General features: G+C 40.7%; 26 protein-coding genes. 7 read left to right on the forward strand and 19 right to left on the reverse strand.

The annotated features are described in order from the left end of the window. Positions 1-17 precede the first annotated feature (17 nt). Positions 18-539: a YceD family protein gene (locus tag ACQKFG_RS01085; RefSeq protein ID WP_141992222.1), complete on the reverse strand. Its 522-nt coding sequence runs from the start codon at positions 537-539 to the stop codon at positions 18-20. Between the two features lie 218 nt (positions 540-757). Here ACQKFG_RS01085 and ACQKFG_RS01090 point away from each other — a divergent pair, with 218 nt between their 5' ends. Then, positions 758-1,963: a nucleotidyltransferase gene (locus tag ACQKFG_RS01090; RefSeq protein ID WP_427555570.1), complete on the forward strand. Its 1,206-nt coding sequence runs from the start codon at positions 758-760 to the stop codon at positions 1,961-1,963. A gap of 90 nt (positions 1,964-2,053) precedes the next feature. On the opposite strand, the gene ACQKFG_RS01095 is transcribed toward ACQKFG_RS01090, so the two are convergent. Further along, positions 2,054-3,079, reverse strand: a complete 1,026-nt coding sequence (locus ACQKFG_RS01095; protein ID WP_192203952.1) for a SepM family pheromone-processing serine protease — start codon at positions 3,077-3,079, stop codon at positions 2,054-2,056. After that, positions 3,069-3,866 carry a patatin-like phospholipase family protein gene (locus ACQKFG_RS01100; protein ID WP_192203951.1) on the reverse strand — a complete coding sequence of 266 codons (798 nt, stop codon included), beginning with the start codon at positions 3,864-3,866 and terminating at the stop codon, positions 3,069-3,071. Before ACQKFG_RS01100 ends, ACQKFG_RS01095 begins: the two co-directional genes overlap by 11 nt. A 307-nt stretch (positions 3,867-4,173) precedes the next feature. On the opposite strand from ACQKFG_RS01100, the gene ylbJ reads away from it, so the two are divergent. Beyond that, the gene (gene ylbJ, locus ACQKFG_RS01105; protein WP_427555573.1) at positions 4,174-5,391 is read left to right on the forward strand and encodes a sporulation integral membrane protein YlbJ; all 1,218 of its coding nucleotides are present in this window, start codon (positions 4,174-4,176) and stop codon (positions 5,389-5,391) included. 40 nt (positions 5,392-5,431) lie between these two features. On the opposite strand, the gene coaD is transcribed toward ylbJ, so the two are convergent. After that, positions 5,432-5,923, reverse strand: a complete 492-nt coding sequence (coaD, locus tag ACQKFG_RS01110; protein ID WP_192203949.1) for a pantetheine-phosphate adenylyltransferase — start codon at positions 5,921-5,923, stop codon at positions 5,432-5,434. After that, positions 5,924-6,499, reverse strand: coding sequence for a 16S rRNA (guanine(966)-N(2))-methyltransferase RsmD (gene rsmD, locus ACQKFG_RS01115; RefSeq protein WP_192203948.1), 576 nt, complete (start codon positions 6,497-6,499; stop codon positions 5,924-5,926). Positions 6,500-6,972: 473 nt separating this feature from the next. On the opposite strand from rsmD, the gene ACQKFG_RS01120 reads away from it, so the two are divergent. Further along, positions 6,973-7,362, forward strand: a complete 390-nt coding sequence (locus ACQKFG_RS01120) for a DUF7147 family protein (protein WP_192203947.1) — start codon at positions 6,973-6,975, stop codon at positions 7,360-7,362. A gap of 55 nt (positions 7,363-7,417) precedes the next feature. On the opposite strand, the gene ACQKFG_RS01125 is transcribed toward ACQKFG_RS01120, so the two are convergent. Further along, positions 7,418-7,693, reverse strand: a complete 276-nt coding sequence (locus ACQKFG_RS01125; RefSeq protein ID WP_048684554.1) for a YlbG family protein — start codon at positions 7,691-7,693, stop codon at positions 7,418-7,420. Between the two features lie 136 nt (positions 7,694-7,829). Between ACQKFG_RS01125 and ACQKFG_RS01130 the strand changes: the two genes are divergently transcribed. Continuing rightward, positions 7,830-8,150, forward strand: a complete 321-nt coding sequence (locus tag ACQKFG_RS01130; RefSeq protein WP_192203946.1) for a hypothetical protein — start codon at positions 7,830-7,832, stop codon at positions 8,148-8,150. 141 nt (positions 8,151-8,291) lie between these two features. Here ACQKFG_RS01130 and ACQKFG_RS01135 read toward each other — a convergent pair whose 3' ends face one another. Genes ACQKFG_RS01135 through ACQKFG_RS01150 form a run of 4 tightly spaced genes read right to left on the reverse strand, consistent with a single transcriptional unit; the run spans position 8,292 to position 9,974 of the window. Beyond that, entirely contained in the window at positions 8,292-8,741 is a 450-nt protein-coding gene (locus ACQKFG_RS01135) for a YlbF family regulator (RefSeq protein ID WP_192208196.1), read from the reverse strand. A gap of 60 nt (positions 8,742-8,801) precedes the next feature. After that, the gene (locus tag ACQKFG_RS01140) at positions 8,802-9,227 is read right to left on the reverse strand and encodes a hypothetical protein (RefSeq protein ID WP_427555579.1); all 426 of its coding nucleotides are present in this window, start codon (positions 9,225-9,227) and stop codon (positions 8,802-8,804) included. A 60-nt stretch (positions 9,228-9,287) separates the two neighbouring features. Continuing rightward, positions 9,288-9,530 carry a YlbE-like family protein gene (locus ACQKFG_RS01145; RefSeq protein WP_192203944.1) on the reverse strand — a complete coding sequence of 81 codons (243 nt, stop codon included), beginning with the start codon at positions 9,528-9,530 and terminating at the stop codon, positions 9,288-9,290. A 12-nt stretch (positions 9,531-9,542) separates the two neighbouring features. Next, positions 9,543-9,974, reverse strand: a complete 432-nt coding sequence (locus tag ACQKFG_RS01150; RefSeq protein ID WP_228467353.1) for a YlbD family protein — start codon at positions 9,972-9,974, stop codon at positions 9,543-9,545. Between the two features lie 59 nt (positions 9,975-10,033). Between ACQKFG_RS01150 and ACQKFG_RS01155 the strand changes: the two genes are divergently transcribed. Then, positions 10,034-10,171, forward strand: coding sequence for a hypothetical protein (locus tag ACQKFG_RS01155; protein WP_427555584.1), 138 nt, complete (start codon positions 10,034-10,036; stop codon positions 10,169-10,171). Between the two features lie 119 nt (positions 10,172-10,290). Here ACQKFG_RS01155 and ACQKFG_RS01160 read toward each other — a convergent pair whose 3' ends face one another. Beyond that, the gene (locus ACQKFG_RS01160; protein WP_427555587.1) at positions 10,291-11,325 is read right to left on the reverse strand and encodes a CAP domain-containing protein; all 1,035 of its coding nucleotides are present in this window, start codon (positions 11,323-11,325) and stop codon (positions 10,291-10,293) included. A 345-nt stretch (positions 11,326-11,670) separates the two neighbouring features. On the opposite strand from ACQKFG_RS01160, the gene ACQKFG_RS01165 reads away from it, so the two are divergent. Next, the gene (locus ACQKFG_RS01165) at positions 11,671-12,033 is read left to right on the forward strand and encodes a YugN family protein (protein ID WP_076366720.1); all 363 of its coding nucleotides are present in this window, start codon (positions 11,671-11,673) and stop codon (positions 12,031-12,033) included. A 112-nt stretch (positions 12,034-12,145) separates the two neighbouring features. Here ACQKFG_RS01165 and ACQKFG_RS01170 read toward each other — a convergent pair whose 3' ends face one another. From ACQKFG_RS01170 to cyoE, 7 genes are all read right to left on the reverse strand, one after another. After that, positions 12,146-12,607, reverse strand: a complete 462-nt coding sequence (locus ACQKFG_RS01170; RefSeq protein ID WP_179891037.1) for a DUF420 domain-containing protein — start codon at positions 12,605-12,607, stop codon at positions 12,146-12,148. A 209-nt stretch (positions 12,608-12,816) separates the two neighbouring features. Further along, entirely contained in the window at positions 12,817-13,719 is a 903-nt protein-coding gene (gene ctaG, locus ACQKFG_RS01175; RefSeq protein ID WP_192203941.1) for a cytochrome c oxidase assembly factor CtaG, read from the reverse strand. A gap of 151 nt (positions 13,720-13,870) precedes the next feature. Further along, on the reverse strand, positions 13,871-14,206 hold the full coding sequence (gene ctaF, locus ACQKFG_RS01180) for a cytochrome c oxidase subunit IVB (RefSeq protein WP_048684534.1): 336 nt from the start codon (positions 14,204-14,206) through the stop codon (positions 13,871-13,873). A 3-nt stretch (positions 14,207-14,209) separates the two neighbouring features. Next, the gene (locus ACQKFG_RS01185) at positions 14,210-14,839 is read right to left on the reverse strand and encodes a cytochrome (ubi)quinol oxidase subunit III (protein WP_098371107.1); all 630 of its coding nucleotides are present in this window, start codon (positions 14,837-14,839) and stop codon (positions 14,210-14,212) included. Further along, on the reverse strand, positions 14,839-16,710 hold the full coding sequence (ctaD, locus tag ACQKFG_RS01190) for a cytochrome c oxidase subunit I (protein ID WP_427555592.1): 1,872 nt from the start codon (positions 16,708-16,710) through the stop codon (positions 14,839-14,841). The genes ACQKFG_RS01185 and ctaD overlap by 1 nt, the downstream gene beginning before the upstream one ends. A 24-nt stretch (positions 16,711-16,734) precedes the next feature. Next, on the reverse strand, positions 16,735-17,817 hold the full coding sequence (gene coxB / locus ACQKFG_RS01195; RefSeq protein ID WP_427555595.1) for a cytochrome c oxidase subunit II: 1,083 nt from the start codon (positions 17,815-17,817) through the stop codon (positions 16,735-16,737). 254 nt (positions 17,818-18,071) lie between these two features. Continuing rightward, positions 18,072-19,010: a heme o synthase gene (gene cyoE / locus ACQKFG_RS01200; RefSeq protein WP_034313989.1), complete on the reverse strand. Its 939-nt coding sequence runs from the start codon at positions 19,008-19,010 to the stop codon at positions 18,072-18,074. Positions 19,011-19,610: 600 nt separating this feature from the next. Here cyoE and ACQKFG_RS01205 point away from each other — a divergent pair. Then, positions 19,611-20,597 carry a COX15/CtaA family protein gene (locus ACQKFG_RS01205; RefSeq protein ID WP_192203936.1) on the forward strand — a complete coding sequence of 329 codons (987 nt, stop codon included), beginning with the start codon at positions 19,611-19,613 and terminating at the stop codon, positions 20,595-20,597. A gap of 190 nt (positions 20,598-20,787) precedes the next feature. On the opposite strand, the gene pyc is transcribed toward ACQKFG_RS01205, so the two are convergent. Then, positions 20,788-24,225 carry a pyruvate carboxylase gene (gene pyc, locus ACQKFG_RS01210; protein WP_427555599.1) on the reverse strand — a complete coding sequence of 1,146 codons (3,438 nt, stop codon included), beginning with the start codon at positions 24,223-24,225 and terminating at the stop codon, positions 20,788-20,790. Between the last annotated feature and the right edge of the window lie 70 nt (positions 24,226-24,295).

A 24,295-nucleotide genomic window follows, 5' to 3' on the forward strand; every position in this document is an offset into this window, starting at 1 on the left:
ACGATTTTTCGTTCCAATCAAGATTCTTTATTGTTGTCAAAAAAGTCGGCAAGCTTTGCAAATCTCGGATCAACCTTGTGCTCATTTTCCTCTTCAGAAATAACGGCCCAGTCTTTCCCGGATTGAGGAGCAGCTTCGTTCGAATCGACATCCTCACAAAAAACCTGCATCGGAATTTCTAGCAATAAATTTTCTTTAATTACCGGTATTAGGTCTACAACTTCACCTTCCACAACAGTGACATCATCTCCGTAGAAATCAGCGCCATCTGCCTTTAAAAGAAAGGTTTCCTTTGTATCAATATCAATCGGATATTTAACGTCTACCAGTGTACGGGAGCAAGGTAATGTTAATTCACCTGAAAGATGCAAGTGAAAAGTAATCTCGGTCGAGCTGATATCAGCTCTTCCTGCTACTCTGATCGGAGAAACATCGCGAATTTGCGGGTCTCTTTCTCTAATGTCCAAGACATCCACCAGTTCATCAAACCGTAAATCTTTGTCCCGAATTTTTTGAAGTTGACTAATCGTCCATTTCAAATGAAATCACCTCAAGGCAACAAAAATAATTATAGCTTTCAATTATAAGTTTGTCAATATTTTTTCTTTACACTATAATGTAGTCATCCTAACTGATTGTCTAAGTTTAAGAATCATTTCAAACAAAGAATCCGGACGATTACTTATAGTAATTTTACTTGAAATACTATTTTAGCACTAAGTTGATAAAATACAAAGTTTTTCTCTGAGGTGAACGAATGAAAGCTTGCGGTTTAGTAGTCGAATATAACCCTTTTCACAATGGACATGTTTTACATGCAAGAGAAAGTAGAGAAAAAACAGGGGCAGATGTTGTGGTCGCTGTTATGAGCGGACCCTTCTTACAGCGTGGCGAGCCCGCTATCGTCAGCAAATGGACACGTGCCGAAATGGCCTTGAACGGCGGCATAGATCTTGTCATTGAGCTGCCCTATGCTTTCGCGACACAGAAGGCGGAAATATTTGCAAAAGGATCTATTTCTCTTTTGGAATCCCTTGGCTGTGACTCCTTTTGCTTTGGTAGCGAGGATGGCAGAATTGAACCATTCATAACCGCCCACAGAATCCTATCGGATAATTCCGCTGCATTTGATGCTGCAATTAAATCGGCTATGGATGCCGGTAATAGTTATCCGGCCAGCGCTGCCCAGGCTTATCGATCGATCATCAATGATGATGCCGGATTGGATTTGACGAAGCCAAATAATATTCTTGGCAAGGAATATGTAAGTACTGCACTTTCAAACGGCTACTCCATTCGCCCTTATACGATTCAAAGGGTCGCTGCCGGATACCATGAAACAAAGTTGTCCAAAGAACCTATTGCCAGTGCAACGGGGATACGTAAAGCCATCCATGAACATCAGGAGTTAAATTCCGTTTCCAGTTATATTCCTCAACCGACGCTGAATGGTCTTGAGCAATATTTAACGCACTACAATGCTTTGCATGACTGGGAAATGTATTGGCCCATGTTGAAATACCGAATCCTTTCTTCCTCTTTAACCGAATTGGCAGGGATTTACGAAATTGAGGAAGGGATTGAACACAGGATAAAGGAGATGGCCAAACGATCTTCGAGCTTTTCGGGATTCATGGCAGCCCTGAAGACAAAACGCTACACATGGACACGGCTGCAACGAATGTGTGTCCATATATTGACTCATACAATAAAGGAACTCATGATTCACAATGACCAGCCAGCCTATATCAGACTTCTTGGCATGAATGGCCGGGGGCAAGAATATCTTCGCACTGTAAAAAAAGGCTTATCCCTCCCGCTCATCTCTAAACTTTCGTCCTATCAGAAACAGGACATCGATACGGACTTGCGAGCGGCACAGGTGTATGCACTGGGCTTGCCGGAACCATATCAGGCTGCATTGATGAGACGGGAATATGAATCTCCCATCATTTTTAAATGAAGATTGGTTTAAGCTTGGCCCGTCCATCCTTAAAAGTAAAAACAATCATCAAAAAAAGCGCAAACAGTAGATGACTGCCTGCGCTTTTTTTCATTTTTCTTTTCCTTTTAGCTTCGTTAAATAGGCTATTGCATCATCAAAGTTGTCCACCGGCACGATCTTCATGTCCGTGTCGATATCCTTTGCTGCAATAAGTGCATCTTCATAATTCGAACCTGCTGCTCCGTTTTCATTCGGGGCAAAGAATATTTCGGCTCCAGACTTATCGGCTGCAACTATTTTCTGTTGAATTCCGCCAATTGGACCGACTGTCCCATCGTCGGACATCGTTCCTGTACCCGCTATGTCATATCCTTTTGTAAGATCGCCCTTTGTTAATTGATTATAAATTTCCAATGAAAACATTAAACCAGCAGAAGGACCGCCTATTTGTTCTGAATCTATGGAAATCGCCGGTTTTGTGTTCACTTTTCGATTATCATCCAGCGAAATGCCTATCCCTACCCTATTTGGGTCATTTTTAAAAGGCTGCAAAGAAAGAATGGACGTTTTCTCCGTCTCTTCCCGCTTATACACTATTTTAACTTTGTCTCCAGCCTTCTTTCCGTTAATATAGTTCATGAATTCCTGCGCAGACTTGAATTTAACATCATCGACCTGAATGATTTGATCGCCCGCTTTCAGCTCTTTAGCTGCCGGCATTCCTTTTAGCACGTCCAAAACATATACACCCAGGTACTCGTATTCGACCTCTTTCCCTGCTTTTTCATATGCGATCTGAATGGCATTGTTTTTAGAACCATCCATTAAGTGCAGCTGCCTGATATTATATTCTTCATCTGTTTCATCTTCGCTTCGAATGGAGGTTTCCGGATAAAGTTCCTGATATTTGCTCCACTTCGCCATCATGTAGGAATATACATTCGCCCGGCCCATCCTTACCGTGGTTAACATAAAGCTTCCTTTTGCTTCATCTCCTCCGGATACCTCAATGATTGGCTCCAATTCTTTGGCCATTCCTGGTTTTGATACATAAAAAGGTAGGGAATAAAGGGCTGATGCTATGAGAAGTATAGCCACCACCAGGAAAGTGCGTACATACATTTTACGGCTCATCTTCAAAGGACTCCTTCCAAGTAACAATACTCTGCTTAATTTGATCTATCTTTCCTCTTGCAGCTTCTTCTCCAATACTAATTATTTCCTGTACGTTTGTAAATGATTTCGAGCTGTATTTCTCCACCCTGGGACGTATCATGACGTCTGAGGCAAACTCCCTGCTTTTAACCAGCTCCATTTGCAGAATATCGAGGCTTTGCATGATGACGTCATAAATGGAGTTTATCTCCATATCCTGTTTTACGTGGGCTACATCCACACCAATTATGATGTCTGCTCCCATATCCTTCACGACTGAAACAGGAACCCTGTCAACCACTCCTCCATCAACAAGCAGTCTGTTTCCGATTTTTTCGGGAATGAAAATGCCAGGAATGGAGATGCTTGCCCTTACAGCCGGTGCGATGGGACCTTCCTGAAAAATGACTTTTTCCCCAGTTTTTATATCAGTGGCGACCACTGCCACAGGAATATCAAGTTCTTCAAATTTTTTGCCATATGTAAATACCCTGATTAAATCCTTTGTCCGTTTTCCCGAAATGAAGCCCATTTTAGGTATGGTGAAGTCTAAATAATACTTTCGCTTAAATGCACGGGACAACTTATACAGCCTCTCGATATCCGAACCCGCTCCATAAAAGGCAGCAACCATGGCCCCCATGCTGCTTCCGGCAATCATATCTATCGGAATGCCTTCTTGCTGCAATACCTTTATCACGCCAATATGTGCAAACCCCCTAGCTCCTCCTGACCCAAGTGCAAGCCCGACCTTTGGTTTCGCCAAAGATATCCCTCCCGCTGTAACTAGTTCAAAATATTGAAATTACACTCATTCAAAGTTATGGTCTTAAACGGATTTATAGAAGCATATTATTTATATTGACAGTGAAACAAGCATGGCGGATATAACCCATGTAGCCAATAAAGTGAGGTCCTTATTGAAATCCCATTGTGCGGATTATCCTCATTTATACATGTCGGTACAATCCAAATTCCATCATGCGCTTACTTTTCGAGAAAAGGAAGTTCATATTTTATTATATACAAAACGAACTGCCCTTATTTAGAAACCTTCAAGAGGAGGCTGAATTTTGCTAAAATCAAAATCCAAAACAGTACTGTTAGCTACCTCCGTCACGATGATGGCAGTTGGCTTGATCATCTTCCCCCAAGAATCCTTTGAGGCTTCCAAAGGCGGACTGAATATTTGGTGGACAATTGTTTTCCCTTCGCTTCTACCTTTCTTGATTCTCTCGGAGTTATTAATCAGTTTCGGCGTTGTCAGGTTCATTGGCGTCATGCTCGAACCATTTATGCGTCCCTTATTCCGTGTACCAGGAGTGGGCGGTTTCGTTTGGGCGATGGGACTTGCATCAGGGTTTCCCGCTGGAGCGAAATTCACTGTAAGGCTTCGTCAGGAAGAACAATTGACCCGCATCGAAGCTGAAAGACTCGTTTGTTTTACTAATTCATCCAATCCATTGTTCCTGTTCGTTGCCGTTGCCGTTGGGTTTTTTCATAATCCTCATTTAGGTATCATCCTTGCACTTTCCCACTACCTAGGAAATTTTTGTGTAGGCATTATCATGCGTTTTTACCGTTGGAAAGAAGAAAAATCCCATACAAATGCAATGGCCAAGCTCCCCTCCATAAGACAAGCCTTTAGCCAAATGCATCGAACCAGGATAAAAGAAACAAGACCATTTGGCAGTTTACTTGGAGATGCGGTACTCTCCTCCATTCAAACCCTATTAATGATCGGGGGGTTCATCATTCTCTTTTCGGTGGTGAACAAGCTTTTATTTCATATGAATATTACCGGATTGCTAGCTAACGTGGTCGGAGGAATTTTACGTATTTTCAGTTTCCCCGATTCCTTAAGCCTTCCCTTCATATCAGGCATGTTTGAAATGACTCTTGGTTCAAAATTAACCAGTACGGTCGAAGATGCGACACTCTTTCAACAAACTGCGATGACAAGTTTCATCTTAGCTTTCAACGGTTTCAGCATTCAAGCGCAAGTTGCCAGCATCATTGCCGTAACAGACATTCGTTTCACTCCCTATTTTCTGGCAAGGATAGCACATGGCCTTCTGGCATCCATTATTACCATCTTACTTTGGGAACCATTCTATAAAGGCAATATGTACAGCGGCAGCCCGATAAACGCATTTCCAGTCAGCGGTTCAGGTGAACACGCGAATTCGCTATATCAGAACATGCTTGATTTCGGACCCATTCTAACACTCGTATTTTTGATCCTATACATCATCATATTTACCAAAAGGCTATTCAAAGGCCTTTCGTAAACCGAAAAAAGAGCATTGCTCGTTGGCAATGCTCTTTTTTCTATCCTTTCAGTCCCTCGTATTTTTTGGCCAGAGCCTTCTCGACGACGCTCGGCACTAGTTCGGAGATATCCCCGCCATACTTCGCAACCTCTTTCACGATACTTGAACTCAAGAAAGAATATTGATTTTTCGTCATGATAAAGAATGACTCTATTTTATTGTTTAGGAATCGGTTCATCGAAGTTCCCTGCATTTCATATTCAAAGTCGGAAGTCGCCCTCAATCCCCTGATGATGGCATTCGCGGAAACGCTTTCAGCATAGTCGACCGTCAATCCCTGATAGAAATCCACTTTAACATTCGGCATATGGGCCGTCGCTTCAGTAATCAAATCCAGTCTCTCCTCCACAGTAAAAAGTGAATTTTTCGCTGAATTGTTCACGATGACCACATATACCTCATCAAAAACATTCGCTCCCCTTTGAATGATATCAAGATGACCAAATGTTATTGGATCAAAACTCCCCGGACAAATCGCTATTTTGGACATTCATAGTTCCCCCTGTTCGTGTACGTTTCCCCATTGATAAATCGTAACGGCAATGACGCCATAAACTTCTTTTCTCTTAACGGTAAAGTCACCAACTTTTTCTGGCAATGTAACATCATGGCCATGCTCACAAACAATGTGTCCCATATCGTTCAGCAATCGGTATTTATGTATTTCTTCAAGAATTTCGACAAGCTTTTGTTTCTTATAAGGTGGATCAAGAAAAATCAATTCAAAAGTCATTTCCCTTTTCACCAAAGCCTTCAGTGCACGCTCTGAATCATTTTTATAAACTTCTGCACGGTCTGAAAACTTGCATAGTTCCAAATTGGCCTTAACCGTTTGATTCGCTTTAAAATCACGGTCGACAAATATGGCTTTATCCATGCCTCTGCTTAACGCTTCAATTCCCAGTCCACCGCTTCCGGCAAACAAGTCGAGGACCAGCCCTCCTTCGAAATAAGGACCAATCATATTGAAAATGGATTCCTTGACTTTATCAGTAGTCGGCCGGGTTCCTGTACCCGGTACAGCCTTAAGTGGTCTTCCTTTGCAAATTCCGGAAACGACCCTCATAATCTCACCACATTTTATGACAAATTTCTGTTACTTTCCTATCCTAACATATTAGAAAAAGCTAGCCAATATTTAATCAGATTTGACTTCATTTCCAAGATGAAAATCGACTTATCATTTCGGACCATGAAAGGAAGATATCCATTCTTTTTATAAATCTTTTACATTTTGAATAATAAAGTGGTTTTTGGCAATAATGTGAATAACAACATTCCTTTTTAGGTGTTGTTGCCAACCGCGGAGAAGGCTTACGTTTCCCCATAAGTTCTTCCTCCGGTTTCTCCTCTCCCTTTGCCTTCTGGTCCATAGTTAGGCTTAGAAGGACCCTGCATATTTTTGCAGGGCTTTTTTTTTTTTTGATAAACCTCTGATATCTAATTTTCATTGTCATGATTCGTCAATGAAGTTGTCCTTCTCTTTTATGAGGGATAATGATAAAGTAATGAATAATAAGTTAGTTAGGAGAGGTTTAATTGATTCAACGTTTTATTGAAATTGGACAAGGATATTCCGATATATATGAGTTGCTGGAAGTGGGCCGCAATCAGAAACATCGAGTAGCAAGGCTTTTGGCCATGCATACAACTATTGATGATAAAAAGGTAACGTCATTGGTTATCGTCATGCAGCCCACAGATCCTGGGAAATTCCAGCCACTTTACATTTGCCGTGAAGGTATACCGAACCCTCATGCCACCAAAAACAAACGCTATGAGCTTTTTGAGAACTTAGCCGAGGAACTGGATAGACCAATTATTGAAATTGACGTGAAACCTTCGGTGCTCTTCGCAGAAATCGAATTGTACTACCAACACTTAATCGGCATTTTGCGAATGAATAGATATCTGCCCCCATTAGGTTGAAAGATAACTGATGCCAGAAATTGAAAAAGGCTGACTCCGCATGAGTCAGCTTTTTTCAAATCCCCATTTTATAATCATATTCTTTCGCTTTATCCGGTTTGGAGTTTTCGAACTCAACCTTCAAAAAAGGCTTGTAAGAAAGGTCCACTTTTTTAACGAACGAATAATTATTCAGCTTTTCCACTAGTGGTTCCACTTCATCCATATTCGTATAAAGCACTACATATTTCAGTTTTTTTGAAACATAATGGATATTTCCAAATTTCCTAAGCATTTTGGCTTGTTTCAATGTATGTAAATAGACGATGATTCCCTGTCTCGCTCCAAGCATATCAATAACTCCCTTTTATAAAGGTTTTAACTAAGTGTAGCATAGCAGAATCTTTACTTTCAACCAAGAAAAAAGATTATAAACAAAATTCTCTCACTATTATGAATATAAACACAGTGAAAGGAGCCAAACAACGATGGATTTAAACCAAATTTGGAGTCAATTTATTGACCATCTATTAGATAATGATGAAATTACCCAAGCTTCGGTAAAAAAGTTCACAGGTATACCATTTATATATATCCATTATCATCCGATACAAAATGGTAATAAGCTTTCTTTCTTAATAAAAAAAGCCGCAAGCCTTTCAATGCGTGGCAAGCAGCTTCATTGTGAAACCATTTTCGTGCGGCAGGAAGAACGTATATATGTCTTCCGGCATCGTTTTTTTGTACCGCAGCAAAAGATGTTTTGCTGCGGCAACCTTTGTCCGGATTGTATCTTATATCGCAGTTAATCGCTGTATAACGTATCCGGTTGACCCTCTCGACGAAGCTTCCTTACATGACACAGCCAACGAACTCCGTAGCAATGTCGAATTTCAAATGGCTGCATGTTCTATATACCGGCCTGAATGTTTACGATTCTTGCCATTAGCTTATGCAGAGCATCCACAACTTCCGCCGGTTCCGCAGCTTCCCGTTGAACATCCACCTGATGAAACAAAAAATGGATTCCCCGCTGGGGTTTTGACCTGTTCAGAAACGGCTCGGCCAATTTTTCCGCTTATTTCATCAAGAACGGATTGTAATTCGGTCTCCGCCCCCTTAAACCTTGCCACGGCAGGATGCATATCCATGTCTCGTTTAGCTTGTCTGGTTTCTAAATTGATGCGTTTATAATCCGGATGATATTTACCGAACCTTTGAACATCTTCAAATAGATCCTTTAGCGAAGTAAACTTGGAAATTTTCCGCTGTGCCTCTTTGTCGCTTTGTAATTTATATAAACTAAGGAGATATTCTTCCCCTATTTCAGAATGAAGGATCATTTCAGCTAATCCATCAGCCTGTTGTAAAATGTCGACGATTTCCATAGTAGCAAGCATTAACAAGCTCACCTCCACATCCATTTTACCATTTCTCCCTTTTAGATGCTAATGGTTTGATTAAATCGAGGAAGTGATATGTACCTCAATCTCTTTTTGCAACCCTGTTTTTTCACCTGAACCATTCAAGACTTCCAGCTTAATTTTATGCATGCCATTCGGGACATCCTTTAAAATAAATGCTGCCGTTTTCATATTGACTTTCTTTTGATTATCAATAGATACGGACACAGTTGCCAATTGTTCAGGATTTGATACAGAAAAACCATAGTTTTTCAAGTAGCACTCGACATAGACAGAGCTACCTTTTACAAAAGTTTTTACCCGAAAGTCCTCATCTGAGTTTCGGATGCCCGATACAGTGGTGGCAGCTGTAACAGTAGAAACATCTTGCATGGCTACGCCTGAATTTTCAGGTTCTGGTATTTTCTTTCCACAACCAGCCGCTGCCACCAACACTGTGAGAGCCAAAATCAATTTTCTCATTCGATCGTCCCCCTTTTGCCTTTATTGTTCGCCAAAAGGAGTAATTTACTCTTATTTTCTTCATTCACCCGAAGCATTCATCGCTTGAAACATATGAAGCATCATTGAGGCAACCTGAACGCTTTCCGAAAATTTAGAGACCCGATGTGGAATCGACTTCTCAAAATGATATTTCGCTTCGGTTTCAAACACATCCACCTCATGGGGATTACGCATTAACCTTTTGTACCAAGCAGGCTGAATCCTCAAGTAATTACGCATATCTTCGTTCGTTTGAATGAATTCATATATATTCTGACGCATGAAAAACCCTCCTTAATCTTTGGTGAATAAAAAAGGGTTAGCTTTCTGCTCTTTTTCTTTTGGGGGAGGACTGGTATCACCTGATTTATTCCCTTGGAAAGCAGATAGCACTCCTTGGATTGCACCGATGGCCTGATTGGCATTCGTAATATATTGTTGAATCTGCCCCATATCCATATTTTTAACTGCACTCATTAACGAACCGATCAACTCAGTGCTTTGTTCTCCCTTTTCAACCGGCGGAGATGGAGATCCTGAATTCACTTTGGACTCGCCCACACTGCCGTCAGCCTGCCAGCGTGGATGATCTTCTCCGAGTAAATACCACTCTTCAAAAAGTTCCTGCCATGTTGCTTGTTTGCTTCTCACTTCATTCACTAAATGAGGATGTTCCTTTACAAACACCCGAAATCCATCCACGGAGGGCCGCTTTCTTTTTGCCATTACTCTCACCTCACACTTAGACATCGCCTATTGCACCATATGCTAAAGGTAAATAAAAAGTGCATAACATTTATTTTAAAATGCAATTGGATGAGATGAGTACCCTTATAGTTCCAAAAGCGTATGCTGCCGTTACTGCGGATATCCAAGTTCATAATGTAAAATTCTCCATTGGCGATCGATTCGGTGCAAATTAATACATAGGCATACGATCATCATCGAGGAATGGTCCACCGGTGATGATATCGACAGGGACCTTTTTTATTTCCAAAAAATATCCAGTACAAAAAAACGGACCCAGATCGGATCCGTTTTTTTATCTCTTTATGAAATTCTGGGTGTAGTACTTTTTATATACCCCGACGCCCAGACCGGTAAATTCCTCGTTCAGCAACGCATCCCGATGCCCTTTGCTATTTAGCCAACCTTCCATGACTGCAGCTGCATCAACATAATTAGCCGCTATATTTTCACCTGCTGCCCTGTATTTTACATGGCCCGCATCGAGACGCTTTTCCAAATCCCCCTTTGTTTCAGAAACATGGGTTCCTTCAGGCGCGTCCGTCATTTCCCGGCTATGAAGGTAAGCAACCTCCGCAGTTGGCGCATCCCATTCTAAAGGCTTCAAATCAAACCTGCTGCGCATTATATTCGTAATATCGAATATTTGCTGCTCATTGCCATCTTCCACTTTCGCCATTTCCTCATCAGAAAGGTCCTTAACTGTCACAAGTTCACCATGATAGGTCAACTCATACGGTTGTTGCTTCAATAAGGCGGAATCACTCAAAAATCGGATGCTTGAAACAGTCCCGGTGAATTTATCCAAATACAGCTGAACATTTATATTCCCTAAATCAATCAACGGCCTCATGTTCATATCTTCCTCCGACAATTCAAAACGATATGAACTGTGACCAACTTCAATATCAACAGTGGGTTCCACATATAAGCTGGAATAGATAGCATCAATCGATTGTCCAATTTTAAACGGAGCGACATTGACCTCATCACCGATTCCATAAGCAGATACCACTTTTTCATTTTCAACGGCTAATTGGAAATAATTATTATAGTCCTTTTTATAAACCCACCATTCATATCCATAGGCGGACATATCTATCCGATCTGGTTTACCATATTCCTTTTCTATCTCTTTTGCATTTTCCCCGATCGTTACCGCCAGACCTTCTGTCACTTCAGTAATCCCTTCCTTTTCAGAGGAAGGGATTTTTTCATTTATATGTCCATTGGGGTTAACACCTTTGTTACCATCAATAAGAGGGTTTCCTTCATCTTCATCGCCGATATTAAGATAAATACCGATTACGAAAAAAATAATAATTAACACCAACACCTTACCTAAACCGCGCAGAGGAACACTCCCTCTCTCTATCTAATTTATGTATCCAATGCAAAAACCTTTCTTTCCTGATTATATCACTGTTCAATCATAATTTTCTAATTTACGATAGACTGTCCCTTCATTAAATTTATTTAAAAAGTGGAACTTTTGCGAATGATTAAATTACCATGGTTGAGTTCATTGCAACTTCCACCATTTCGTACTATTATAAAATATAGGATAAAATGGTATATTATAAACATACTTGGAGATTTTTAATATATTCATGTACATAATATTTTCCCGGTATGTCATTTTAATTCTTAATAGTAAACATAGGAGGTACTACTCGTGAAATTTGAAAGCTTTGGAATCGAAAACATCACAGCCGACTTAAACCGATTAGATGACCTAATGCCGCAATATGGTTTAATACGTGCAGAACAATGGGATTACGAAAGAGTCAGTTACGATCGTAAGTTCGACTTAAAAGAAGGCACGTTTTACCTGAGAATACTTGGCTATGCTACAGAGGGCGATGTAGGCGCTCACAGGGCCGTCATCAAACTAATGGTTCCTCTATTAGGAAAACACTATTATCCACACGGAGTTGAATATGGTGAAGGAGAGGATTTCCCTGCATCACTAGTTAAACAAAGTGAAAAAATCCTCGCTCAAATCAAAGAAGAGCTTACACAATTCAACGGCCTGTAAAAGCCGTTAGTGAAAAGCAGGTACAAAGTGAGAGGATCATACGTGATGCTCTCTTTTTTTATAGGCATTACAAAAGCCTGATGCTTTTATTGCACCAGGCTTTTTCGTTATTTTAAAATCCTAGGATCGCCTTTATTAAAGATGTTGTTTCTCCGCCATGATAAATGACATAAAGCAGGATGTAAACAGCTACTCCAGTAATCCCGGTGAAAAACCAAATGATGCTTGTCGCAGGCCCGATTTTTTTATGGATGGCGAATTTACCTTTAAACCCAGTGGTAAGCATGATGATCCCCAAAACAGCTCCAGTTGTAGCAAGCGTTATATGGAAAATCAAAAAAATCGTATAATAAATTTTAATGTCAGCGGGTCCGCCAAATGACGTACTACCAATGAATACCGTCCGGGAAAGATATATAGTGAAAAAGATTACCGCAAAAACCGCAGCTGCCATCATGGTTTTTTTATGGGTCTCGATTTTGCGTTGTTTAATTTGATACCAGCCTATTGCAACAGTGATGGCACTTAATACAATGAAGGCTGTACTTATCGTTGGAAGGATTGGTAAAGACATATGAATTGTAGTCCTCTCTATATTTATTAATCAACTACCATTTTATAAGAGGCAATCATAAAATTCAATAAAATCAAGGATTATTAACAGAATGCTCACTTTTATAGAATAGGCAAGTCAATTCTCTGGCTATTTGGTTTATATCGAAAAGCAGGCAAAGGCAGATAAAAGACTTGTCCGCCCCAAGACAAGTCTTTTTTAACGTACAATTATTTTACAGTCTGAAGATCCGAAGGTATCGGATCGATATCATTTTGGCCGCCATTCTCCTTTTTGAACCAAGCAAAGAAAATGACACCCAAAACATAGCCTAAAACGATTTCTTGGATCACCTTCATCAAAACCCCACCAAGCTGTTGATCCTCAAGCAATGGCAGTCCATTGAACATTTCTGGACCACTGAGTGTCAAACTTGACAGTGCTGAGGCGGGAACGCAAAGTTCCATGGCACTTGCCCAAGATTCCGCATTGGTAAACGTATCATACATCGGATCATTAGCAAAAATGATTAAAGCGCAAGCTGGAGTCATTAAAATGCCACTGCCGAAAATATAAGCTACTTTTTTTACACCCGTTAGACTTTCGTGTTCCGGCAATTGATTGACAAGCGGGAACCACATCAAAACTGCAGTAGTAAATAAAAGCACCGTGTATCCGGCATGTATCCACATCCCCGTTTTGATATAGTCGAACACTAACGGGATATGGTACAACGAAAAAAGAACATTAAATAGTAAAAGGGCGACAAGAGGTCTCGTAAAAAATTGAAATAATGCCTTCACTCCCCTTGAATTTATGAAAGTTCTCAAAAGCCAATCCGGAATCGCAATGATAAATAAAGGCGGAATCACAAGATAGAGCAATGCCATTTGAAACATGTGCGCACTGAACATAATGTGGCTTAATAGATCCAGTGGCGAACCCTTTACCACATAAAGAAGGAACATGGCTGTCAAAAAATAAGTTGCCTGTTTGACGGAAAGCGATGAACTGCCCGGAAACTTCCCCCCTTTTTTTGTCACCAGCCAAAAATAGCCTACGGTTATAAGTACGAGGGCGGCAAAATAATAAGGACTCCACAAAGCGCGAAATCCGAAAATATCAATAGACAAAAAAATCACCTCGTTCATAAACTTTTTCTTACTTTTATTATACCTAAAATGAAACATTGTAACAAATATAGATAAACTTGGATTGTTTTTCTGGAAAATCACCCCATAAAGAAAAACCGGCTATCATTCAATAGCCGATTTTCTTTATGGTTTATAACCAAACAATCGTTGTGAACACAAGGACAGTTATCAGGCCGACTGCAAGGCCGGAAAATAAGAACAATGCAATAGTGCCATGCCCTTTATGCTTCATGTGCATGAAATAATACAATTGGAAAATCACTTGTACAACTGCCAGCAGTAAAATGACTGGTTTAATGAACCAATGTGAAAAGCCCTCAATTCCTACTGCAGCAAAAGCAAGTAATGTAAAGAAAATCATAAGTGTAAATGATATCACTTGGTGTTTCATCTCTTCAGCATTTTTCTTACGGCGATATTTTAAATCGACATTCGGGTTCGCTGAATTTGATTGTTCATTCGCCATCAGTTATCCCACCATTCCCATTAAGTATACGACAGTAAAGATAAACACCCAGACTACGTCAATGAAATGCCAATAAAGACTCGCAACAAAAAATTTAGGAGCGTTATACAAATTCAAGCCCCTTCCTGCATTACGTACCATAAGACATATGATCCAAGCCAAACCGAATGCAACGTGTCCTCCGTGAAAACCAACTAACGTATAAAACGCGGAGCCGAAGGCACTGCTCGTAAATGTATGATGGAATTCATGAACATAGTGATTAAATTCATAAATCTCGAGTCCAAGAAAACCTAAACCAAGTGCAACCGTAATGACAAGCCAAGCCTGCATTTGTTTGAAGTGGTTATTTTTCATATGGTACATCGCATACACACTAGTCAATGAACTGGTCAATAACAGCATGGTTGCGACAAACGTAAGTGGTAATTCGAATAAATCTTTAGCTAGGGCTGCATCACCATTTGGAACTTTATCCTTCAATGCTAGGTAAGTTGCAAATAAAGAGGCGAATAACACCGTCTCTCCACCAAGAAACAACCAGAATCCCAAATATTTATTTTTACCTTCTAAAGTCGCTTTCTCGGGAGAAGCAGGCCAGGTAGCATCCGTGAATCTTTCATCTGTCTGCATTATGCCTTACCTCCCTTGTCTTTATCGTCCATAAGGTCTTCTTTATGAATATGGTACCCATGATCGTCTTTAACGGAACGGATAAACATTGAACCAAATGTTACCAAAAGTCCTACTATCATTATAGGCAGGGTCCATGACTTATCATCCATATGGTATAAAGCACCGAATGCGGCGATAAATAAACCGGAAGCAATCGTTAAAGGAAGAATGGATGAATTGGGCATATGGATATTCCCAAGTGGTTCTGCAGGAGTCATTTCCTTTTTCCCTTCCATTTTTTCAACCCAGTAAGGATCTAATCCGCGGACTAGCGGCAGTTGTTTAAAATTATAAAAAGGCGGTGGTGATGGAATGGCCCATTCCAGCGTACGGCCATCTCCCCAAGGATCATTGCCGACTTTTTCATTCTTCACAGATGTAATGATGATATTGATGACCATAACCAAGACACCAAATGCCATCAAAAAGGCTCCAACAGTACTAATCATATTACCTGTATTGAGTCCTTGATTGTCCAAGAACGTGAATACCCGGCGCGGCATCCCCATCAAACCTAAGAAATGTTGAATGAAGAACGTTAAATGGAAACCAATCAAGAACGTCCAAAATGTGATTTGCCCCAATTTTTCGCTTAACATCGTCCCAAACATCTTCGGCCAATAGAAATTGATTCCAGCCAGTAAGCCTAATACAACCCCACCGACGATTACATAGTGGAAATGAGCAACAACGAAATAACTATCATGGTATTGATAATCAGCAGGTGCAGAAGCGAGCATGATACCTGTCACGCCACCCATTGTAAATGTAGGGATAAAGGCAACTGCATAAAGCATCGGAACCGTGAACTTGACGCTTCCTCCCCACATCGTAAAAATCCAGTTGAATATCTTAATACCTGTCGGTACAGCGATAGCCATTGTCGCCACCGCAAAGATTGCATTTGCGATCGGACCTAGACCAGTGGTAAACATATGATGCGCCCAAACCATGAAACCTAAGAAACCGATTAAAACGGTTGCAAAGACCATCGATGAATAACCAAACAATCTTTTTCTGGAGAATGTAGCGAAAATTTCGGAAAAAATACCGAACGCCGGAAGAATCAGGATATAAACTTCCGGGTGACCGAATATCCAGAATAAATGCTCCCAAATAATCGTATTTCCCCCAGCCGCTACATCAAAGAAATTCGCGCCAAACATCCGATCGAACATCATTAACACCAATCCCACGGTAAGCGGAGGAAAAGCGAATAAAATCAATGCAGAAACGACGAAAGTTGACCAGGTAAACAGCGGCATACGCATATATGTCATACCAGGCGTACGCATATTAATAATGGTTACAAGGAAATTGATCCCTGCAATTAGTGTTCCAAAACCTGATATTTGTAATCCGAGGACGTAAAAATCAATGCCATGACCTTCGGAATGCAAGGAAAGCGATGCATACGATGTCCAGCCTGCATCTGGAGCCCCTCCTAAAAACCATGAAAGATTCAGAAAGATTCCCCCAAAGAAAAACAACCAAAAACCTAACGAGTTCAAAAATGGGAACGCAACATCACGTGCCCCTATCTGTAATGGTACAACCGCATTCATTACAGCAAACACTAATGGCATGGCCGCCAGAAATATCATTGTCGTACCGTGCATGGTCAAAATTTCATTATAAAATCCGGCACTTACGAAATCATTGTTTGGGATTGCCAGCTGGATACGGATAAACATCGCTTCCAAACCGCCGATTACAAAGAATAACCCGCCAGAGATAAGATATAAAATGGCGATTTTCTTATGGTCTACGGTCGTCAGATAATCCCAAATAGTAGCGCCAAATCCTTTTTTATTAGCGTACGTACTCACGATTTAACCTCCTTAATCAATGTTCTATTTGTCTTCCACCTTAAGCTCCAATAGATAAGCTGCCAGTGCATTAATATCTGAATCTGAAAGTTCGCCGTAAGTACCGGTCATCGTGTTGCCCGGTTTATACTTCTCAGGATCCTTGATCCATTTTTTTACATTCTCTTCCGTATGATCCAATACGCCAGCTACTTTTTGACGCTCACCGAATGTAGCCAGATTCGGAGCCTGCCGAGCTGCTTCAGGCCTGCTGTCATTTGGTGTCACCGCATGGCAGCCTATACAGCTTTGATTAAAGACATCTTCACCCTGTTTGGCTAGATCACCTGAAACGACAGGCTCCTTCGCGGCTTTCATATCTTTAGTCCACGCTTCAAAATCGCTTTTAGACTTCGGTACGACCTTAAAATCCATCAAAGCATGGGAAGGACCGCAAAGTTCAGCACATTTCCCGTAAAATAAGTTGTTCGAATCTTCTGCCTTTTCACTATCGAATTCTAAGAAAAACTGATTGACTCCATCTGTATTTGTATCCATCTTTCCTCCGGCAGCCGGTATCCAGAATGAATGCTTAACATCAGAAGCAGTTAGATTGAAGTATACTTTTTGATCGGTAGGCACAACCAAATCCTGACTTGTGACAACGCCAAGGTCAGGATATTCAAACTCCCACCAATAAAGATTTGCCCTAACATTCACAACAAGAGCATCCTTCGTTTTTCCATCCTTATCTTTCTTATCCATTGCCTTTGTGTCAGCTAAGTCGAATGTAGTGACGACGGTCGGAACAGCCAGAACAATTAAAAGAAGGATAGGAATAACAGTCCAGATAATTTCAAGTTTATGACTTCCTTCAATTTGTTTCGGTATTGTTTCGTCGCCTTTCTTCCGACGGAAGCGCAGTAAAACTACAACGAACAAAATAATCACAACAATAATTACCAGAACCATGATTAGTGTACTCAATATCAGTAAGTCAAACTGAGATTGCGCAACATTGCCTGCTGGCTTCAGCGCGGATAGAAATGGTTCGCCGCAGCCCGAAAGTACAAGTCCTACAATACCCAGCAGAGCAATCAGGCGCCATTTGTGCAGCCTTTTTTTCATAGCTTCAGAAACCCCTCTTTCGTCAAAATTTTCTCACAAAAATAAAAATGGGCGCAATTGCGAATATTCTCTCTATGTAAATTTCTAAAAAAGAAAGAATCCCTAATTTAAGGAATTATTACGATGATTCATGTAACCGCTCTTATGTATGACCCCGTTGGTTCCGTTAATATGTATGAATGGCGGTCAGTGCATTATTTATCAGTAAGCTGGAGCCTGTAAAGGAACAGGCCGCCAGCTTATTTAAACCAAAACTAGATGAGAGTGACAATAACCATCGCTACAAATAAAATGGTCATATAATTTAAAGAATATACAAACATGGATGTTGCCCATTTAACATCATCTTTCTTTTTATACCCCTTAATCCCCAAAATAAGCCAACCCGTGCTCAATAATGCAGCAAGAATAACTAGCGGGGTTCCTAATGGAGTTAAAAAGAAAGGAATGAACATTAAACAGATGATCCATAGCATAATCGATCTTTTTGCCGCCTTGAACCCTTTTACTACCGGAAGCATGGGTACTCCAGCTGCACGATATTCTTCGACACGCCTCATTGCAAGTGCATAAAAATGAGGAGGCTGCCACAAGAACATGATCGCGAACAGGACCCAGGCGATCTTATCAAGGCCCGGGTCGACTGCAGCCCACCCGATAAGTGGAGGCACCGCTCCGGATATACTGCCTATAATCGTATTCGAGACAAATCTACGTTTGAAAACCATAGTATATAAAACAACATAGGCGAAGACGCCGAATGCTCCTAGTATGGCAGTTGTCATATTAGTCAAAGCAAGTAAAATCAGCCCTGCAGCAATTAAACCGAAACTTAATGCCAATACCTTTGAAGGCTGTACTTTCCCAGTTACCGTTGGACGGTTTTTCGTTCTTTCCATTAAATGATCGATATCACGGTCATAATAATTATTGAAACTGCAAGATCCCGCCATTATGAGCGCCGAACCTGCAAGTGTATAAAACACTACATCTAGATTGCTTAAGAAGCTAAGCCCCGAAAAATGAAGAGCTAACCACACGCCGGTAAAAGCTGTAATTATATTTGAATTGACAATCCCCACTTTTATAAGTGCGAGAAAATCCTTCCAAGCTGTTGTTTCAGGTATATCCGATTGAAGGGCGGCTTTACTGTCCTCCATGACAGCTTCTGACAAACCCCTTGTTTCTGACATTTGTTTTCCTCCTTTAAATCATTCAAAACAGACGCAAATGCAAAAAAACGTTACATATGCTATAGAACATTATTTCATACTTTTTGATATTTGTAACCAAGGAAGCGTAAACAAAAAGTAAATTATTTACCAATGACCGTTGTCAATGGAATCCATCGAGAGCTATCATTCTTAATATCATGCTTATTAACAGTAAAATTTAGTAAAATCATTTCTTCAATATATTAAAACACATTTTTGGAAGCTTTTGTGAAAATATTTCGGTTATTTTTTGACCAATTTGTGTCTCAATAATTTACTTCTCTTGTATGATGTTCATCAAGAACATGAATATTATGCTATTATCATCATCCCCTAGGCTTATTCCCTATTTTGCTCCTGCTTGAAGGTTTACACTCCCTTTATTTCTATCAAAGTCTTATGTAACTTTCAACTATTTCAGGCATTTTAATTAATAGTTATAATATTAACTGAACTTGTAAAATCATTCTATTTTGTGTAATATCGAGGAAGTTCGACAAATATTATGAAAAACCTTATGCTATTATTAATTTTATGGAATAACCCTAAATTGCTACATAGAAAAAGGTGGGGCTACTAGTGAAATCGTCTCTTAAATGGTTTGCTGTTTTAACAACGGTTGTAATGCTTTTCATCTTACTTGGTGGAGCTTTAGTCACGAAGACGGATTCCGGCATGGGATGCGGCAGGTCCTGGCCATTGTGCAATGGCCAATTGATCCCTGACAAAATCACGATTGAATTGGTCATTGAGCTTTCCCATCGACTCGTTTCAGGTGCTGGAGGTTTCCTTGTTTTAATATTATCGTATATGTCTTGGAAAAAAATCGGCCATATCCGTGAAGCACGTTTCTTATCCGTCCTTTCTTTTGGTTTTCTGTTACTCCAAGGATTGATCGGAGCCGCTGCCGTCATTTGGTCACAATCCGATTTCGTCCTTGCCCTTCATTTTGGCATATCGCTCATTTCTTTTGCTGCCGTCTTTTTACTGACACTGTTGATTTTTGAAGTGGACAAGAAGTTCGAAGCAGAAAGACTTATCGTTGACAAACGAATGAAATTCCATATTATTGGCGTATTGATTTTTTGTCTGGTGGTCGTATATACAGGTGCCCTTGTAAGGCATACAGAATCAAGTCTTATCTGTAAGGATTGGCCTTTATGCGTAAATGACAGTCTTGCACTCCCCTCCAACCTTTATGAATGGATTCAGATGGGGCACCGTGCAATGGCAGGCGCTATTTTCATTTGGGTATCATATGTGGCTTATATCGCAAAAAAACATTACAAAAATCAAAAAGTGTTATATGGCGGTTGGATTGCTGCATTCATTCTCGTATTTTTACAAGTTACCGCTGGAGCCTTTATCATTTTCTCAAGGCAAAACTTATATATCGCACTTACACACGCATTATTCATTGCCTGCTTTTTTGGTGTAATGAGCTATTTGATGCTATTGACATCGAGAAGCAAAAAAAATGCCCTGGCCAAGCAAAAAAGGAACTCCGCGCACTCTGTCAAAGGTCAGGAGGAACAGGATATAACGCCAACGGTACCCGCCCGTTAATGTCTGATTGTTCAATCAATAATATAATTAAGATAAAACAAAACCACCATTCCCGGGAATGGTGGTTTTGTTTTATCTTATAGTGAAGATCAATGACCGTACACTGCCTAAAATGAGGGTATAGGGCAGCTTAAAACCTCAAGCCTACCCCATATACCCCAAATCTTTCACAAGGTCACAGGCAGCGATATTACTTGGTTATTTCAATCAATAAGTCTCCAGTACTGATCGCTTCTCCATCTTTTACATAAATATCCTTGATGGTCCCGGAGAATGGTGCTTGAACGGTAGTTTCCATTTTCATCGCTTCCGTAATGATCAGGTGATCCCCCTGCTTGACCTGATCGCCTTTCTCGACCACTACACGAATAACCGTACCTGGCATTGTCGCACCGAGTTGTTCTTTATTTTTAGGGTCAGCTTTTATTTTTGATACAACGGAAGATTTAATGTTTTCATCCTTGATGATCACTTCACGTGATTGACCATTCAACTCAAAATACACAACCCGTGTTCCATCAGCCAATGGCTGACCGATTGAAACCAATTTTACGATGAGCGTTTTACCCTTTTCAATTTCAACTTCGATCTCTTCCCCCAGTCTCAAGCCATATAAGAAAGTTGCGGTATCGAGGTTGGAAACATCACCAAATAGCTCAATCGTTTTATTGTAGTCCAAGAATACTTTTGGATATAGGGCATATGCAAGCACATCGAAATCAGTGACTGCCCGTCCCAATTCCTTGAATAATTCTTCTTTAAGAGCTGCAAAATCCACTTCTTCCAATAATTCACCCGGTCTTACTGTTATAGGTTTCTTCCCTTTCAGGATAACTTCCTGAAGCTCTTTAGGGAATCCTCCAACTGGCTGACCTAGATAGCCTTCGAATAACTCTATGACTGAATCAGGGAAATCGATGGATTTGCCTTTTGTCAGAACATCTTCTTCAGACAGGTTATTTTGTACCATGAATAAAGCCATGTCCCCAACAACTTTGGATGAAGGAGTTACTTTAACGATATCTCCGAACATTACATTGACACGCTGGTACATTTCTTTAACTTCATGCCAGCGGTCCCCTAACCCCACTGCTTTGGCTTGCTGCTGTAAATTACTATATTGACCGCCCGGCATTTCGTGTTTGTATACTTCAGTATGAGGAGCATTCATGCCGCTTTCGAAGTCATGATAGAATTTCCTGACCTCTCCCCAGTATTCTCCTAAACGCTCTAGTGAATCGACTTTCAATTTAGGCTGTCTGCTTGACCCCTCCAGAGCATAATGAAGTGTTTGTACACTTGGCTGCGAAGTCAGTCCAGCTAAAGAACCAATCGCCGTATCAACGATATCCACACCAGCTTCGATCGCTTTCGAATACATGTAAATTCCATTTCCGCTTGTATCATGAGTATGCAGATGGATCGGAAGTGATGTCGTTTCTTTCAGTTCCGATACAAGGCGGTAAGCAGCATCAGGTTTCAAGAGGCCTGCCATATCCTTGATCGCTAAAATATGGGCACCGGCATGTTCTAATTCCACGGCCATATTTTTATAGTAGTCGATATTATACTTGCTGCGTGATGGATCATTCAAATCCCCTGTATAACAAATGGCCGCTTCCGCAATTTTGCCGGATTGACGAACTGCATCAATGGCCAATTCCATCCCTTTAACCCAATTTAAACTGTCGAAGATACGGAAAACATCAATGCCTGCACCCGCTGATTTCTCTACGAATTCACGAATGACATTATCAGGGTAATTTTTATAACCAACTGCATTTGAAGCCCTTAAAAGCATTTGTAATAGGACATTAGGTGCTTTTTTCCTGAAACTGATCAGCCTGTCCCATGGATCTTCTTTCAAGAATCGATATGCGACATCAAAAGTTGCCCCGCCCCACATTTCCATTGAAAATAAATCAGGAAGTAGTTTTGCTGTAGGCTCAGCGATATCAAGGATATCTTTCGACCTGATTCTCGTCGCAAGTAAAGATTGATGTGCATCGCGGAAAGTCGTATCGGTGATCAATACCTCTTTCTGTTCTTTGATCCAATTGACCAGTCCCTCTGCACCTTGCTCTTCAAGTATATTTTTTGTACCCGAGATAAGCGGCAGGCCACCAACATTCGGAATTGGAGCTGGATCAAAAACAGGTTTTTTCTTTTTCTCGACTCCCGGGAATCCATTCACGGTCACATTTCCGATATATGAAAGCATTTTTGTCCCACGGTCTTTTCGGACCGGGAACGTAAATAGTTCCGGTGTTGAATCAATAAAGGAAGTATCGTATTCACCATTAATGAAATTCTCATGTTTTACAACATTTTCAAGGAATGGAATATTCGTTTTGATTCCACGAATCCTGAATTCCTTTAGGTTACGCACCATTTTTGATGCAGCCTGTTCAAATGAAAGCGCATGTGTTGAAAGTTTAACGAGAAGTGAATCATAATATGGTGTGATGACCGCACCTTGGAACCCATTACCAGCGTCCAGACGAACACCGAACCCTCCACCGGAACGGTAAACCATCATTTTCCCGGTATCAGGCATGAAATTATTCAATGGATCCTCAGTCGTCACCCGTGATTGAATCGCATATCCATGTGTTTTGATTCCTGACTGTTCGGGAATCCCGATCTTTTTGCCATGGAGTTCATGCCCTTCCGCTACCATGATTTGGGATTGAACGATATCAATGCCCGTAATCATTTCAGTAATGGTATGCTCAACCTGGACCCGTGGATTGACTTCAATAAAGTAAAATTCGCCATTTGCGACAAGGAATTCGACCGTACCGGCGTTTACATAATCAATATTTTTTGCCAACTTGACGGCTGCCTCACAAATCCTTTCCCTTAAATCCTCGGAAAGGGAAACGGAAGGTGCCACTTCCACAACTTTTTGATGCCGTCTCTGAACGGAACAGTCACGTTCATATAAATGGACGATATTTCCATGTGTATCAGCCAAAATCTGAACTTCTATATGCTTCGGGTTTTGAATGAATCTCTCTACATAGACTTCATCATTACCAAAAGCTGCTTTAGCTTCTGATTTTGCGCGATCATAAGCCTCTTCAACTTCTTCGATTTTTTCGACAATCCGCATTCCGCGCCCGCCGCCGCCTAAAGAGGCTTTTATGATAATTGGAAAGCCGTATTGTTCACCAAATTCCTTTACTTCTTCAACACTGGTCACCGGTCCCTCGCTACCAGGGATAACCGGAATATCAGCCAGTTCAGCTTGTGTTCTGGCTTTTACTTTGTCACCAAACATATCTAGGTGTCTTGATTCTGGTCCGATGAAGATTATGCCTTCTTCCTCACAGCGTTTCGCAAATTCAATATTTTCTGAAAGAAAACCATAACCGGGATGAATCGCATCGACTCCGCTCATTTTGGCGATCGCAATTATGCCTTCAATATCCAGGTATGCATCAATCGGCTTTTTGCCTTCCCCAACCAAATATGCCTCATCCGCTTTATATCGGTGATAAGAACCATAATCTTCCTTTGAATAGATTGCAACTGTGTGAATGTCTAATTCCGTACATGCCCGAAAAATCCGTATCGCTATTTCTCCACGATTTGCCGCAAGTACTTTTTCTATACGTTTCCCCATTGCTACCACCCTAATCAATATGTATTTTTATTGAATATATAGAAAAAAAGCGTGAAAGACTTTCACCACT

Origin of the sequence: Peribacillus sp. NPDC076916, from assembly GCF_050269675.1 — a bacterium.
In the GTDB taxonomy this organism is placed as follows: Bacteria; Bacillota; Bacilli; order Bacillales; family DSM-1321; genus Peribacillus; species Peribacillus aracenensis.